A 15,125-nucleotide genomic window follows, 5' to 3' on the forward strand; every position below is an offset into this window, starting at 1 on the left:
CGCCCTCCTTCTCCCCGGATCGGTGCTTGTGGCGATCACATGCGTACCAGAACCGGGCGAAGTGTTGGGGCATCGTAGAAACCCAAACCGTTCGTTGCCGTTCGGTGGGGTAAAGTTGCGTAAAGTCCCTCGAAAACGGATGTTTTTCGGCGACGCTGAGTAGATACTGCTGGCATGGCCAAGGTCTTGCTTGTCGACGATGACGTCGACCTCACCTCTTTGCTCTCGCAGTACTTGGTGCGAGAGGGATTCGACGTGACCACGGTTCAGGACGGTGAGACCGGGGTCATGGAGGCGATCTCCAACGATTACGCGCTCGTGGTGCTGGACATCATGATGCCGCGCCTTTCGGGTATCGAGGCGTTACGCCGTATCCGGGCTATCAGCGCAGTTCCCATCCTGATGCTCACCGCCAGGGGCGACAACATCGATCGCATAGTCGGGCTCGACATGGGCGCAGACGATTATGTGCCGAAACCTTGCACGCCCGGAGAACTGGTGGCGCGTATACGCGCGATCCTGCGGCGTGCGGAGGGTCGCGGTTCAGCAGGCGCCGCAAGCGCCCCGCGCGTGCTGCAGGTCGGTGGCCTCTCGCTGTGGCCGGGCAGCCGGCGTGCGACCTGGCGTGGTGCGCCGCTGGAACTCACCGGCACGGAGTTCAGTCTGCTGGAAGTGCTTGCCCGGCACTCCGGGCAACTGGTCAGCAAGCAGGACATTTCGCTGCAGGCGTTCGACCGTCCCTTGGCCCGATTCGACCGCCGCATCGACGTGCACATCAGTAGCATTCGTCAGAAGCTGGGTACGAGATCGGATGGCCAGCCCTGGATCCAGAGTGTGCGAGGGCTGGGGTACCAGCTCCTGGAGGACTGACATGTTCAGGTGGACGCCCGGACGCTTGTTCTGGAAGCTGCTGCTTGCGTTGTGGATCAGCATGATCCTGTCGATCGGAGGCGCAGGGACCTATTTCCATCTCACTGGCCACGGGCCGCCGCTGCCGCCGCCCGGCGGAATCGCGCGAATCGACATGTTCCCGCTGGCGCCTCTTGTGTCGGCTGGAATCGCAATCCTCATCACGGGGCTGGCGCTGGCCTGGTATCTGTCGCGTCCCCTGCAGCACTTGCGTTGGGCGCTGCGTCAGATGGCCGAGGGCCGCCTGGATACGCGCGTACAACCGCTGATGGGGCGTCGTAGCGACGAAATCGTCGATCTGGCGCAGGACTTCGACCGCATGGCGGTTCAGCTGCAGCAGCTCACCGAGTCGCGCAAGATGCTGCTCCACGACATTTCCCATGAGCTGCGCTCCCCATTGACGCGCATCCAGGCAGCGATCGGTCTATTGCGACAAGACCCATCGCAGAGCGACGCGATGATCAGCCGTATCGGGCGCGAGAGCGATCGGCTCGATGCGTTGATCGAGGAGTTGCTGACCCTGCACCGCATGGAGGCAGGCGACGCGGTTCGCGAGCGCGTTGACGTTGTCGAACTGCTATACGCGATAGCAGAGGACGCCGACTTCGAAGCGCGCGCCTCCTCGCGCTCGGTGACTATTGAAGCTCCATGCCCGTTCGTCGCGAACGTCAATGGCGATCTGATCTACCGGGCATTCGAGAATGTGATCCGGAATGCCGTCAAGTTCAGCCCGGAGGGTGCCACCGTAGAGGTTCGATGCCGGGTTACGGATGACGGCCGTGTACTGGAGACAATTGTGCGCGACCGTGGTCCTGGCGTGCCGGAGGACATGCTGGAGGCAATCTTTCAACCCTTTACTCGCGTGGAAGGCAGCGCACCTGTCCATGGCGCAGGCTTGGGCCTTGCGATCGCCCGGCGAGCCATCGAAATGCACGGGGGGCACGTCAACGCCTCCAAGCGAACGGGAGGCGGGCTCGAAGTCTTGCTCACGCTGCCGCTGCAGGCGCATCAAGAACGCGACGCTCACCGCCATCGCTGATGGTGCGATTGCATCACCCTGGAGCTGTTGAAGAAGGCTGTTACGCGCCCGTCGGTTTGCCCGACTCGGCGCGGCGCCGGGAACTGAAATCCCCGGGCTTCGGTAGTTCTACCGGCACGCCGTTGCGGTCGCAGTCGCCCTTGGCGCATAGCGCTTCGCGCAATGCCGGCATCGACTGCAGCATGAAGTGATAGATGGCGTTCTGCTCGACGCTGCCGCGCACTGCGCTGCTGCCGGGACCGCGGGCCCAGATGCCGACGTCGTCGCCGCCGTGCGTCTCGTTGCTGGCCGGCGCCAGCGCTTCCTGCATGTAGTCGGGTGCTTCGGTGTCGACCTTGGTCAGGTCGGGACGGCCGTGCTTGGCTTCCTCGAAACCATTCGCCTCGTGCAGGAAGGTCTTGGGGCCCTCGGGCTGTTGCGCCGACGCGCCGACGTAGCCGGGGCCGTTGCTGTAGTTGAGCGTGGTGTAGGGCAGGCCCAGCGCATCGCGGGCGTAGATGCCGTCGCTGCTGCCTTCGCCGCTGCTGCCGCGGACCTTGCCGAGGATGGCGTTGCCGCGCACCGGATAGCCGACGAAGCTGAGCGTGTGCGAGTGGTCGGCGGTGACCAGGATCAGCGTGTCCTGGTCCGAGGTCATCTCGTCGGCCGCACGCACCGCGTCACTCAGCGCGACGGTGTCGGTCAGTGCGCGATAGGCGTTGCCGTAGTGATGCGCGTGGTCGATGCGGCCGCCTTCGACCAGCAGCACGTAGCCCTTGTCGTTGCGCCGCAGGCGGGTGATCGCCGCGCGCGTCATCTCGGCGAGCGAGGGTTCGCCGGCGATGTCCTGCTTGCGGTCGTGTTCGAAATTCATGTGGTCGTAATTGAACAGGGCCAGCAGCGCTTGGTCGGCAGGCGCCTGGGCCAGTTGCGCGGCGTTCCAGACATACGCGCCGCCCGGATGGCGCTGCTTCCACTCCGCGATCAGGTCGCGGCCGTCGAGGCGCTGGCCGACCTTGTCGTCCTCTTCCGGATCGCGCTGTTCGACGGTCATGAAGTTCTCGCGCCCGCCGCCCATCAGCACGTCGGGGCCATGGCCGTACGGCGATTCCACCAGTTGCCGCGCGATGTCGATGCAGCCGGCCTGCGTGTCCTTCGGCGTGATCTCGTTGTCGTTTTCCCAGCTGCGATGAGCCGAATGGGTAAAGGTCGCGCCCGGCGTCGCATGGGTGACGCGCGTGGTAGTGACCACGCCGGTGGCCAGGCCGCTGCTTGCAGCCAGTTCCCACAGCGTGAGCAGGGGTGTCTTGAGTGCAGCGGCGCAATCGCCGAGCTTGGCTTCCTGGCCGATGCTGAGCACGCCGAAGCGGGTCTTCACCCCGGTCGCCATCGCCGACATCGTGCCGGCCGAATCCGGCGTCTGCGAATCGGTGTTGTAGGTCTTGCTCAGCGCGGTGGCCGGGAAGTTCTCCCAGCCCAGGCGGTTCTCCTCGCCGGACGCGCCCTTGCGCTGGCCTTCGAAGATGCGGGCGGCGGCCACGGTGGGGAGGCTCATGCCGTCGCCGACGAACAGGATCACGTTCTTCGCGCGGCCTTGCATGGCGCCGCGCCCGGCGGCCTGGGCCGCGCCGTCGCGGAACCACCAGGCCGGTGTTTCGCCGTCGGGGCGCTTGATCTGCGGAACGTCGACGCGAATGCCGGCGACTTCACCGCCGATCGCAGCGGACGTAGCGATCGGTGCGCCCGGCGCAACGCTGGCGCAGGCGCCGAGCAAGGTGGAAGCCAGGGCGATGCCGGTAGTGCGCAGTACGTGCATGGAGATCGGTCGTCGGCGGAATGAGTAGGCGATTATGCCAATGGCGTATTGCACGCTGGCGATTTGTTATCACCAGCCGCGCGCGCGGCATTATCCTCATCGCGGCATCAGGTGAGCGGCGGGCGGTTTGCACCCGTGGACTCCCACCCCACGGTCCGCTCCGCTATGGTGCGGGCTTACCCGCCACAACCGGCAAATTGCCCGGCTGGCCGCGAAGCGACCGTCGCGAAGGAGACGTCCGAATGATGAAGCTGGTGTCCGGTTGGTTGCGGATTCCGTTCTGGCAACGCGTGGTGCTCGGCTTCGTCCTGGGCGCGCTGGCGGGCTGGGCGTTCGGCAAGGATGCGGAAACCTGGTTCGGGCCGCTGGGCGATGTCTACGTCAACCTGATCAAGATGATCGCGGTGCCGCTGGTCTTCTTCGCGGTGATCAACGCGGTCAGCGCCTTGCATGGGCAGAAGTCGATCGCGGCGTTGGGTGGCAGGACTTTCCTCTGGTTCGCGCTGACCGCCGTGCTCGCGGTAGCCGTGGGCCTGCTCGCCGGTTGGGTGGTGAAGCCGGGCGCGGGCGTCGACGTCGGTAACCTCAAGGTCGCGTCGGACTACGTTCCCAAGACGCCGCCCAGTGCGCTCGACGTGCTCTTCAACCTCGTCCCCGCCAATCCGATTGCCGCGATGGCGGGCGCGGACACGGCGAAGACCGCGGACGGCATGAAGGTGCTGGTGCCGCGCAACGGCACCGTGCTGCAGGTGATCTTCTTCGCCGGGCTGATCGGCTTTGCCCTGGTCAAGCTCGGCGAGAAGACCGCGAACCTGCGCAAGCTCGTCGGCGAAGCCAGCGAGACGATGATCCAGGTCACGCGCTTCGTGCTGGAATTCACTCCACTGGGCACATTCGGCCTGATCGCGTCGCTGGTCGGCGGCTACGGCTTCGAGCAGCTCAAACCGCTGGGCAGTTTCGTGATCGCGCTGTATGCGGCCTGTGCGTTCCAGATCGTCGTGGTGTACACGGGCCTGCTGCTGGCGCACGGCCTGAATCCACTGAAGTTCTTCCGTGGCGCGGCGCCGGCGATGCAGGTGGGGTTCGTCGCCTCGTCGAGTTTCGCCGCCATGCCGGTGTCGCTGCGCAGCGTGGTGCACAACCATGGTGTGGACCGCGACTACGCCGCCTTCGCGGTGCCGCTGGGCGCGACCATCAAGATGGACGGCTGCGGGGCGATCTATCCGGCGCTGGCGGCGGTGTTCATTGCGCAGTACGCGGGCATCGACCTGACCTTCGACAAGTACATGATCATCGCGCTGGCCTCGGTGCTGGGCAGTTTCGGCACCGCGGGCGTGCCGGGCACCGCGGTGATCATGGCGACCGTGGTCCTGAGTGCCGCCGGATTGCCGCTGGAGGCCATCGGCTATCTCTACGCCATCGACCGCATTCTCGACATGATGCGGACGATGACCAACGTCACCGGGCAGATGTTGGTACCCGTGCTGGTGGCGAAGGAGACCGGATTGCTGGATCGCGAGGTCTACGAGGCGGCATCGAGCAATGTCGGCGTCGCCGAAGGCGAGGCGGCGGAGGTGCGTTAGGCGCGGGCGGGCGGCGGCAACGTCAGGTAAACCGGTGGCGGCGCATTGCGCTCGACCTCACGCGTTGTTGCTCGGGTTCGCCGCACCATGCGCACGGATGATTCGATGCGAACCCGGTTGACCGGTGACGATTTATGGTGGAGCGATGATCATGGCTGCCGTAGAAAACATCCAACTGATCGAGCATTTTCCCGAACCCGCCGATTACTGCCGGCTGCGCCAGGAAGCCGGCATGTCGCCGAAGACGCTGGAAGCGGCGTTGAAAGGATTGCCCAATACCCTCTATGGGGTAAGCCTGAAGCGTGACGACGAAGTGATCGGCATGGGCCGCATCATCGGCGACGGCGGTTGCTTCTACACGGTCGTCGACATCGCCGTGACGCCGGCCTTCCAGGGGCACGGGCTGGGCAAGCGCATCATGAGCGCACTCGATGCCTGGCTGCGGCAGAACGCCGAGCCGTCTGCCTACGTGACGCTCGTCGCCGACGGCGAGGCGCGCCACCTGTACGCGAAGTACGGCTTCGTCGAAACCGCGCCGGCCTCAGTCAACATGGAATACATCGTCGCGCCGCACAGCATGGATTAGCGCGGTACGCGATTCGGGTGTCTCACGCTCGGTGCATCACGCGCGCGAGTACTTCCACGAGACCATGCGGCCGTCGCGGTACGGCATGACGCCGTGGAACGGCCGCGGATCGTCGTCGAACACCAAGGGCAGGAACTGGCGGTCGCCTTCCCACATCGGCAGCTCGTGCAGGCGTTCGCGCGCGACCCACTCCAGCGTGCCTTCCGCATTGCGCTCGAACGGCGTGCCGGTGAAGCGGGTGACGACGAAGACGAAGCCGAGCCAATCCTCGCCGTGCTTGCCGAAGCCGGGCCAGCTGATCGTGCCGCGCAGCGACAGATCGACGCAGTCGATGCCGGCTTCCTCGTGGATTTCGCGGCGCATGCCGGCGAGCACGTCTTCGTCCGGTTCGATCTTTCCGCCCAGGCCGTTGTACTTGCCGAGCTGGTGGTCGTCGGGCCGCGCGTTGCGGTGGACCATAAGGACGCGACTGCCGTCCGGCGACAGGACGTAGCCCAGCGTGGCGACGATCGGGGTGTAGGGCATCAGGGTGCTTCCTTGCGGGCTTCCTTGCGCTGCTTGTCGAGCTGCGCATCCAGGCGTGCCTCGGCCTGGTCGGCATAGGCGCGACAGGTCAGCGGCTTGGGATGCGGCTGGGCCGTGTCGGCGGGTGTCCAGCCGCTCGCGTCGGGGTGCGGCGTGATCAGCAAGTCGCAGGGCAGCGCGCGCGCCGCGGCGAAACCGCGCCGATAGTCCTCGACGATGTGCGGATAGCGCGGGTTGTCGATGAGCTGGTAACCGGGCGCCGACAGGCTGTCCACATACGCGATCGCCACCGCCTTGCCATCGCGCGTGTCGGTCCAGGTCCAGCTCAGACTGCCCGGTGTGTGCGCGGGGGTGAAATGCGCGGTGAAGCGCAGGCCGCCCAGTTCCACGGCTTCTCCGTCCATCACCAGGCGATCGGTCTGCACCGCCGGATACAGGATGCCGTCGCCGAAGTGCAGGTCGTTGCTGCCACCGCGCGCGAGCAACGCGGCGGATTCGGCATTGCTCACCACGCGCGCACCGGTGGCGCGCTTGATCGCCGCGATCGGACCGGCGTGGTCGCCGTGCGCATGGCTGTGCAGGATCAGTTTTAGATCGTGCGGCTGCACGCCCAGTTCGCGCATGCGCTGCAGCAGCATGTCCGCGGCCTGCGGTAGTCCGCCATCGATCAACACCGCGCCTTCCGGCGTGCGGATCAGCAGCGCGGTGAGGCCTTGCGTGCCGATGTACCAGGTGTGCTCGGCCAACGCGAACGGCGCGATCGGCTGACGCCAGGCATCGTCGGTTTCATAGCGGGAGGATTGCGGAAGAACGGGTTCGGCGGCTTGTGCGGAAGCGGTGAGCGCAAAAGCGGCGGCGAACAGGCAGAAGACGAGGCGTCGCATCGTGTCGGATGGATCGTGTGGAGCGGTGGGCGACACAGTGTCTGCGATTGCGCAAGGCCGGACCAGTCCATCCCATCGCGCACTTCGCTTTTAACTCACGCGTCCGCGATGTTTGGCGGGCAGGCGGTGCCGGTGGGCAGGCGTGACTGTCAGCGGCATGGATGCCGCTGACAAGCCTCCATGGACGGATTCACGGCGTGTCACGACTGCCCACCGGCGCCGCCTGCCCTCCGTGGCACCCAAAGCGATCAGCTTGCGCTACGAGGTCTCGCCACACGCGCCGCCAGCCAGGCCAAAGGAATCGGAAGCACGACACCCGCGATCGTCATCCACAGCGGATGCGGAATCATCACGTTGTTGGCGATCACGCCCAACAGCACCAGCGCGCCGATGGTCAGCGCAGCGACGGTCTTGTGGCGGGCAATCCGCGCCGCGACCCAGCCGCCGCCGAACGCGCCGATCGACCAGCCCAGCACCACCAGCAGCATCGACGACAACGGCGCCGCGGCGATGTACGCGGCGAGCGCCTGCGGATCGCGCAGATCCATGCCCGGCTGCGGCCGATGCAGAAACAGGCTGGCGAATTCGCACAGCGAAATGGCCAGCCAGGCGACGACTACGCCCGCGACAATGCCCAGGATCGTACGGCCCATGCGTGTGCTCTCCGAAAGTGCGTTTCCCCAACGCCAACCGCGAGCATCGCCCAGCCCCGCGCCGGGCCGCAAGAGTGCACACTGCCGACTTCGCCCCTGCGCGCAGCAACCCCTATGAGCGGACAACAACGAGAACTCACCCTGCGCTTCCTCGCCCAACCCACCGACGTCAATTACGGTGGCAAGGTCCACGGCGGCATGGTGATGAAGTGGATCGACCAGGCCGGCTATGCCGCGGCGGTCGGCTGGAGCGGGCGCTACAGCGTGACCGTGGCCGTCGGCGGCATCCGCTTCGTCGCGCCCATCCGCATCAGCGACCTGGTCACCGTGTCGACCAAGCTGGTGCACACCGGCACCAGCAGCATGCATTTCGCCATCGACGTGATGGCGGCCGATCCGATCAGTGGCGATCCGCCGCGCTTATGCACGCATTGCGTGATCGTGTTCGTCGCGCTCGACGGTGTGGAAGGCAAGCCGGTCCCAGTGCCGCCGCTGCAGATCGTCAGCGAAGAAGACCGCCGGCTGGCGGAGTACGCCACCAAAGTGATGGAACTGAGCAAGGGCATCGAGCAGACCATCGAGCGCTATCGCGTCGCGGGGGCCTGAAGCGGAAAGCAAAAGGCCGCCCGGAGGCGGCCTTCGTTTACCGGCGCGCGGAACTCAGGTCCCGTCGACGCCGAGGCGGCGCGCCTGCAGGAAGCGCCCGCTCCAGTAACCCTGGTCGAGGCTGGAAACCGTCACGTCCTTACCGCGGCTCGGCGCGTGTACGAAGCGGCCGTCGCCCAGGTAGATGCCGACGTGGTTCACCCGGCCCTTCAAGCCGAAGAAGACCAGGTCGCCGGCCATCAGCTTGGCGCGGTCGGTGACCAGTTCGCCGTTCTTGGCCATGTCGCGGGACACGCGCGGCAACTCGATGCCCAGCGCGCTGCGGAAGACGTAGCCGACCAGGCCGCTGCAATCCAGGCCCTTGGACGGATCGGTGCCGCCCCAGCGGTAGGGCGTGCCGAGCAAGGTCAGTGCCTTCTGCAGTACGGACTTGACCTTGCTGTCCTCGCCGACCGGGGTGCCGATGGCTTCGGCCGGCAGCTGGAACGAGGAGGCGGGGATCAACAAGCGGTTGGCGTCGGCGACCAGGCCAAAGGCGCGCTCGGTGAACGAGGGCTTGGCAGCCGGCAGTGCCGCGACTTCGGTCTGCTTGGCCTTGGTCGGGAAGGGAGCGTCGTCATCGGCCGGAGCGGCGGAGGCGGCGAGCGCCGGCACGCACAGGGCGATCGAGAGCGCGAGGCGCGCCCAGATGCCGGCGGGCCGGGCAGTGAAATCAGCGGTGGTGGCGGCAAGGCGGCCGGACTTTCGGGTCGTCACGCAGTCATCACGAATTCAGGACGGGGGAATCATGCCCACCCGGTCAGGGGAGAATGTTCAGAATAAGTTAAAGACCCGTTAACCCGGACGCCCCAAGTCCCAGAACCGGCAATTCCTACTCCAGCACCCGCCGGGCGCCGGTGTAGTGATCGCGCCAGTACGGACCGTCCAGATAATCGAGACGGACGGTCCCGCCGGTGCTGGGTGCGTGGACGAAGCGCCCCTCGCCCACATAGATACCCACATGGCTCACGCTGTCGCCGGAGCCGAAAAAGACCAGGTCGGCGGCGGCCAGGCGTTCCGGCCGGACGCGGGGGCCCTGCCAGGCGGCCAGCTCCCGCGACGTGCGCGGCAGGCGCAGGTCCAGGACGTCGCGATAGACGTAGTTGACCAGCCCGCTGCAGTCGAAGCCGCTCTCGGGCGTATTGCCGCCGTAGCGGTAGGGCGTGCCGACCAGACTGATGGCGCGCATCAGCACCGCATTGGCGCGGACCGGATCGTCGGGCGCGACGACCGGCCAGTCGCGATGGCTCGGCAGCGGCTGCCGCACGAGCTTGTCCCCGCCGCAGGCCGTGAGCGCTGCAGCGAGGACCGCAACTATAGAAAGCTGAAGCCAGCTGCGCGCTGGCAAGGCGCGGAGCTTGCCGGGATAATGCGCGGCTCCCTCGGCGGGGCTCGGAACTGGCGTCTTCACGCACCGTAGCTTGGCCGCTCCCGCCGCTGCCGGCAAGGCGCCGGCATTTCTTGGCTGCTCTGGCGGCCCACTACCGAGTCACGCAATGAAGATCGAGAAAGACCGCGTCGTCAGCTTCCACTACACCGTCAGCGAGCAAGGCCAGGAAGCGATCGAAAGCTCGTTCGGCCGCGACCCGCTGGTCATCCTGATCGGCCACGGCAACATCATTCCGGGCCTGGAACAGGCGATGGAAGGGCGCGAAGCGGGCGACAAGTTCGAAGTCGACGTCGCCGCCGCCGACGCCTACGGCGAGAAGCGCGATGGCCTGAGCCAGCGCATTCCGAAGAAGCATTTCGGCAACCAGCGCCTGGAGCCGGGCATGCAGGTCATCCTGCAGACCAACTTCGGCCCGCGCGCGGTGACCATCGAGAAGGTCGGCATGAGCGTGGTCGACGTCGACCTCAACCATCCGATGGCCGGCAAGAACCTGCACTTCGCAGTCGAGATCGCCGACGTGCGCGAAGCCTCGGCCGAGGAAGTCGAGCACGGCCACGTGCACGGCGAGGGTGGTCACCACCACTAAGCGCAGCGCTGAGCGCTACGCCAACAACGGCCCGCCTGTGCGGGCCGTTGTCGTTTTAGGTCGATAGTCTTCTCCCCGCTTGCGGGGAGAAGATGCCCGAAGGGCAGATGAGGGGCGCGAGCGCAGCGAGCTGCTCAGCGCGCGCAATAAAGAACGGCCCGCTTGCGCGGGCCGTTCTTCGTTTGCAAAAGCCGCTTCGCTCAGTTCTGGAACGGGTTGTTCTCGGCGAAGTACTCGTGGTTGTCGGCGTTGTCCAGAGCCGAAGCCGGATCGGAGATCGCCAGGCTCTTCGCACCCGACTGGCCGTAGACGTGATCGTCGGTGCCGGCCGTGACGTTGAAGTGGCTCATCTCGTGGATCAGCGTGCCGGCCTTGGAGTCGGTACCGGTCAGCGGTGCGGTCCAGAATGCGCGGCAGACGAAGATCTCGTACGGACGGGTCGGATACACGTAGGCGTAGTAGCTCTGGTTACAGCCGCAGTTGATCTTGACCTCGCCGGCGTTCTGGTCGATCGCCGAATCGATTGCAGCGAAGTGCTGCCCCGCCGTGCTCCAGCGCGCACTGGTGTACGCCCCGAACCAGGTGGTGTAGCGCGGACCCGCGGTGCCGGCGAGGTAGCCCTTGCCGTTCTCGGAGTACTTGCGTGCTTCGACCACGGCCTGTCCGGCGCCGTTGATCTGCGTGGTGGTGCAGCCGACATAGGAGACGCCGTTGACGATGGTGCCGCCGGTGCCGGGCTTGGCCTTCGCGCCGGCCAGGGTCGCACCCTTGCCGAGAACGTCGGCGCCGTCCACCCACAGGCGCAGCGGCACGGACTGGATCGCCATCGGCGTGCCGTTGGCGTTCTTCAGCATTTCGCCATTGGACATCGACGCGTGCTGCAGCGGCGAGGACAGGGTGACGACGTATTCGCCGCTCTTGGCCAGGTCATAGCTGCCCGAGAGATCGACCGTCGTACGCAGGGTTTCGCCAGCGCGCAGGATCGCGAAATCGGCGGCGGCAGGCAGGCCGCGCTTGATCATCGGGCCTTCGTACTGCACCGGCTGGCCGTCGCGGCTGACCTGGAACAGCTTGGCTTCCAGGAAGCTGGACGGGAGCTCCCATTTCGGCACGCGCACGGTGTGGTTGCTGGTGTTGGTGATGGTGACGTCGACGGAACCGAGGAAGCCGCCGCTCGAAGCCTGCGCGGCAACGAGGCTCACGCGCAGCGGATTGGCTTTGGCGGAAGGTTGCGCGGACGCGGCGGCGGCAATGGTGCCGACGAGCAGAGCGGAGCAGGACACGACGTTGATCAGCTTCATTCCGGTGGTCCTTCTGATCCAGTGGAAACGGGGGACTTGGATAGTGAAAAGACGAGCGAGTCGATGTGAAGACGAGTCGATCTGAAGAACGGGATGGCCACGCAGCGCGGGCCATCCCGTTTCCGCAGCCGTCAGTTGACGGCGGCAGCGCTCCAGGCGCGGGCGACGGTGTTGTATTCCACCGAGCCGGTGCCGTAGAGATCCGCGGCGGCCTGCAGCGTGGCGGCGCGGGCCTGCGGGTAGGTGCTGCTGGAGGTGAAGTACAGATCCATCGCGCGGTACCAGATCGCCGCGGTCTTGACGCGACCGATGCCGGCGATGGTGGTGTCGCCGTTGCACACCAGCGAAGCCGAGGTCAGGTTGTAGCTCGTGCCAGCGCCGAAGCCGGCCGGAACCACTGCGCCTTCCGACAGCAGATAGGCGAAGCGGTTGGCGACGCCCGAGGTGTAGTGCGGGTCGTTGCGGCGCGAGAAACCACGGCTCGGGTAGCACACGAACGAGCCGCCATCGAGGTCCTGCTTGAACATCTGGCGCAGAGCCTTGGTGCCGTTCGGATTGGAGATGTAGATCTCCTCGCCGATCAGCCAGTCGCCCGGATCGTTGGCGTTGTTGACCGAGAACTCGACCATCGTGCCCATGATGTCGGACGAGGCTTCGTTCAGGCCGCCGGCATCGGCGGAGTAGGCCAGGCCGTTGACGGCCGCGGTCACGCCGTGGGTCATTTCATGGCCGGCCACGTCGAGCGCGACCAGCGGACGGTAGGTCACGCCGTCGCCATCGCCATAGCGCATGCAGAAGCAGCCGTCGCTCCACGAGGCATTCACCCAGTTGCTGCCGACGTGCACCAGGCTCTTGGCGCCAATGCCGTCGTTCTTGATGCCGCTGCGGCCGAAGGTGTTCTTGTAGTAGTCCCACGTGGCGGCGACGCCGTAATGAGCGTCGGCGGCGGCGGTGGCGCGGTCGGCGTTGCTGCCGTTGCCCCAGACGTTGTCGGCATCGACGTACTGCGTGCCGGTGGTCGAGGTGGTGGAGCCGTTGTGGTTGTCCAGCGTGTAGCCGTTGCCGCGGGTGGTGTCCTTCAGCTCGTAGCCGCCGGTGATCGAGTTGGTGTTGATCGTGACGGTGCCGAGGGTCAGCGTGTTGCCGGTGCCGACGGCCGCGGCGGTCTCGACGGTGTCCCAACCGTCCAGGACCTTGCCGTTCTTCGCGTCGACGAAGTAGCGCATCTCGGTCGGGGTCTGGTCGGCCTTGACGCCGTTCATGCGCACTTCGTACGCCAGCACCGGCTGTGCGCCGCGCGCATAGACGACGAGGCTGGCCGTCGGCATGCCCTGGAAGCCCGGGCCGAATTCGGCGCCGGCTTCGATCATGGCCTGGTCGGCGCTGATCTGCGGGACGAGGTCCGGGCGGCCCTTGGTCTTCAGGGTCAGGCTGGCCGACTTGAACTGGCCGTTCTTCGAGTGCACGACGACGTCGCCGCCGACGACCGGCAGACCGCGGTAGCTGCGATCGAAACGGACGTGCTCGGTGCCGTCGCGGTCGACCACGACGTTCTTGACGGTGAAGCTGTCGGCATCGGCGCGCTGGACGGCGGCGGCGCCGTTGCCGGCGATCAGGCCCTGCGCGCGCAGAGCGGCGGGGGAATCGGACTTGGCGGCGAAAGCGGGCGCGGAGACGGTGAGCGCGGCCAGGACGGCCGTGCTGAGCAGACGGAATTGCATCTAAGGGAACCCCTGTCGAGAGATGGGACCGGACGAAGCCGGGACTGCGCACATACACTTGCCGGCACCCGGAACACGCGGCGTCGAAAAGCGATTGAGGCGACCAGTCCGGACTGCGGCCCATGCAGCACGGCGGGTAGCGGATTAGGGTGTAACTTTGCCCAATCTGTCATGTCGCAGTGCAGCAATCTCTAGGGGATTTCGGCTGATCGCCGGATGGAATCGGTTTCAAATCAAATTCTTATTGCGATGCACAAAGACAAAGACGTGGTGATCGTAGGCGCCGGGGTGGTCGGCCTCGCCAGCGCACTGACCCTGCTCGAGGCGGGGCGTTCGGTGCGCGTGATCGACGCGGGGACCGTCGGTGGCGGCGCCTCGCACGGCAACTGCGGCACGATCACGCCCAGCCATGCGCCGCCCCTGGCCGCGCCGGGCATGGTCGGGGTGGCGCTGCGCTGGATGCTGACGCCCGATGCGCCGCTGTACATCAAGCCGCGGGTCGATTTGGGGCTGTGGCGCTGGCTGCTCGGTTTCGCCATGCGCTGCAATCCCGACGACTGGCGACGCAGTGCCTTGGCCAAGGCGGCGCTGCTCAACGACTCGCGAGCACGGCTCGCGCAGTGGGTGCGCGACTACGCGCTCGAATGCGAGTTTGCCGAAGCCGGTGTCGACTACGTCTTCCGCGACCCGCGCGCATTCGCCGAAGAGCAGCACGAAATACCGTTGTTGCGCGAGCTGGGTGTGGCGATCGAAGCGATCGACGGCCGCCACTACGAAGCGATGGAGCCCGCGCTCAAGCCCGGCGTCGCCGGTGCGATGCGCTTCGACGGCGATGCGGTGTTGCGTCCGGATCGCTACGTGGACGAGCTGGCGCGATTGGTCCGCGAACGGGGCGGGGAGATCGTGGAGCATTGTGCGTTCGAGGCGGTCGATGCCGGCCGCGATGGTGTTTCGCTACGCACGACGCAGGGCGACATGCAGGCGCGCGACGTCGTGTTCGCGCTCGGCGCGTGGTCGCCGAAGCAGGCGGCCGCGATTGGTTTCCCCGCGTTGCGCCGTGCCATGCAGCCGGGCAAGGGGTACTCGATCACTTATTCGGCGCCATCGTTGGTGCCGCGGCGGCCGATCGTGCTGCGCGAACGCTCGGTATGCGTGACCGCATGGGGCAGTGGTTTCCGCCTGGGCAGCACGATGGAGTTCTCCGGTTACGACGACAGCCTCAACGTGCGGCGCCTGGCCGCGCTGGAGCGCGGCGCCGCCGAATATCTGCGTCGCCCGGTCGGGCCCGAAGTCGTCGAGAAGTGGTACGGCTGGCGGCCGATGTGCATCGACGACGTACCGCTGATCGGACGCGTGCCGCACCGCGAGGGGCTGTGGCTCGCCACCGGGCACGGCATGATGGGCGTGAGCATGAGCGCGGCGACCGGGCAGTTGCTCGCCGATCTGATGACGGGCCGCGATCCGGCCATGGACCCCATGCCGTATCGACCGGAACGCTTCCGCTAAGC

General features: G+C 66.4%; 15 protein-coding genes. 7 read left to right on the top strand and 8 right to left on the bottom strand.

Annotated features, from left to right (window positions below; genetic code table 11):
• Positions 1-174: 174 nt before the first annotated feature.
• Positions 175-870 (top strand): response regulator, encoded by a 696-nt coding sequence (locus ACYVJ8_RS00745; RefSeq protein WP_460708818.1) that lies wholly within the window; start codon positions 175-177, stop codon positions 868-870.
• A gap of 1 nt (position 871) precedes the next feature.
• The gene (locus ACYVJ8_RS00750; protein WP_460708820.1) at positions 872-1,948 is read left to right on the top strand and encodes a HAMP domain-containing sensor histidine kinase; all 1,077 of its coding nucleotides are present in this window, start codon (positions 872-874) and stop codon (positions 1,946-1,948) included.
• 40 nt (positions 1,949-1,988) lie between these two features.
• Here ACYVJ8_RS00750 and ACYVJ8_RS00755 read toward each other — a convergent pair whose 3' ends face one another.
• Complete coding sequence (locus tag ACYVJ8_RS00755; RefSeq protein WP_460708822.1) at positions 1,989-3,743, bottom strand: alkaline phosphatase; 1,755 nt, start codon at positions 3,741-3,743, stop codon at positions 1,989-1,991.
• A 245-nt stretch (positions 3,744-3,988) separates the two neighbouring features.
• On the opposite strand from ACYVJ8_RS00755, the gene ACYVJ8_RS00760 reads away from it, so the two are divergent.
• A complete protein-coding gene (locus ACYVJ8_RS00760) occupies positions 3,989-5,326 on the top strand; it encodes a dicarboxylate/amino acid:cation symporter (RefSeq protein ID WP_460708824.1) in 1,338 nt (445 codons plus the stop codon).
• A 151-nt stretch (positions 5,327-5,477) separates the two neighbouring features.
• Positions 5,478-5,912, top strand: a complete 435-nt coding sequence (locus tag ACYVJ8_RS00765; RefSeq protein ID WP_460708826.1) for a GNAT family N-acetyltransferase — start codon at positions 5,478-5,480, stop codon at positions 5,910-5,912.
• A gap of 36 nt (positions 5,913-5,948) precedes the next feature.
• Here the strand turns inward: ACYVJ8_RS00765 and ACYVJ8_RS00770 are convergent, their stop codons facing one another.
• The 3 genes from ACYVJ8_RS00770 to ACYVJ8_RS00780 all read right to left on the bottom strand — a co-directional run bounded on the left by ACYVJ8_RS00770 (position 5,949) and on the right by ACYVJ8_RS00780 (position 7,974).
• Positions 5,949-6,437: an NUDIX hydrolase gene (locus ACYVJ8_RS00770; protein WP_460708828.1), complete on the bottom strand. Its 489-nt coding sequence runs from the start codon at positions 6,435-6,437 to the stop codon at positions 5,949-5,951.
• Entirely contained in the window at positions 6,437-7,321 is an 885-nt protein-coding gene (bla, locus tag ACYVJ8_RS00775) for a subclass B3 metallo-beta-lactamase (RefSeq protein ID WP_460708830.1), read from the bottom strand. Before bla ends, ACYVJ8_RS00770 begins: the two co-directional genes overlap by 1 nt.
• A gap of 248 nt (positions 7,322-7,569) precedes the next feature.
• Positions 7,570-7,974 carry a hypothetical protein gene (locus ACYVJ8_RS00780; RefSeq protein WP_460708832.1) on the bottom strand — a complete coding sequence of 135 codons (405 nt, stop codon included), beginning with the start codon at positions 7,972-7,974 and terminating at the stop codon, positions 7,570-7,572.
• Positions 7,975-8,088: 114 nt separating this feature from the next.
• Here ACYVJ8_RS00780 and ACYVJ8_RS00785 point away from each other — a divergent pair, with 114 nt between their 5' ends.
• Positions 8,089-8,580, top strand: a complete 492-nt coding sequence (locus tag ACYVJ8_RS00785; RefSeq protein ID WP_460708834.1) for an acyl-CoA thioesterase — start codon at positions 8,089-8,091, stop codon at positions 8,578-8,580.
• 54 nt (positions 8,581-8,634) lie between these two features.
• On the opposite strand, the gene ACYVJ8_RS00790 is transcribed toward ACYVJ8_RS00785, so the two are convergent.
• Together ACYVJ8_RS00790 and ACYVJ8_RS00795 are read right to left on the bottom strand one after the other, a co-directional pair.
• Positions 8,635-9,336 carry a C40 family peptidase gene (locus ACYVJ8_RS00790; protein ID WP_460708836.1) on the bottom strand — a complete coding sequence of 234 codons (702 nt, stop codon included), beginning with the start codon at positions 9,334-9,336 and terminating at the stop codon, positions 8,635-8,637.
• 115 nt (positions 9,337-9,451) lie between these two features.
• The gene (locus ACYVJ8_RS00795) at positions 9,452-9,967 is read right to left on the bottom strand and encodes a C40 family peptidase (RefSeq protein WP_460710975.1); all 516 of its coding nucleotides are present in this window, start codon (positions 9,965-9,967) and stop codon (positions 9,452-9,454) included.
• Positions 9,968-10,115: 148 nt separating this feature from the next.
• Between ACYVJ8_RS00795 and ACYVJ8_RS00800 the strand changes: the two genes are divergently transcribed.
• Positions 10,116-10,595, top strand: a complete 480-nt coding sequence (locus ACYVJ8_RS00800) for an FKBP-type peptidyl-prolyl cis-trans isomerase (RefSeq protein WP_460708838.1) — start codon at positions 10,116-10,118, stop codon at positions 10,593-10,595.
• A 200-nt stretch (positions 10,596-10,795) separates the two neighbouring features.
• Here the strand turns inward: ACYVJ8_RS00800 and ACYVJ8_RS00805 are convergent, their stop codons facing one another.
• On the bottom strand, positions 10,796-11,896 hold the full coding sequence (locus ACYVJ8_RS00805; RefSeq protein WP_460708840.1) for a M35 family metalloendopeptidase: 1,101 nt from the start codon (positions 11,894-11,896) through the stop codon (positions 10,796-10,798).
• Positions 11,897-12,027: 131 nt separating this feature from the next.
• Positions 12,028-13,617, bottom strand: a complete 1,590-nt coding sequence (locus ACYVJ8_RS00810) for a M4 family metallopeptidase (protein WP_460708842.1) — start codon at positions 13,615-13,617, stop codon at positions 12,028-12,030.
• Positions 13,618-13,866: 249 nt separating this feature from the next.
• Here ACYVJ8_RS00810 and ACYVJ8_RS00815 point away from each other — a divergent pair, with 249 nt between their 5' ends.
• Positions 13,867-15,123: an NAD(P)/FAD-dependent oxidoreductase gene (locus ACYVJ8_RS00815; protein WP_460708844.1), complete on the top strand. Its 1,257-nt coding sequence runs from the start codon at positions 13,867-13,869 to the stop codon at positions 15,121-15,123.
• Positions 15,124-15,125 lie beyond the last annotated feature (2 nt).

Source organism: Lysobacter terrae (assembly GCF_054782215.1).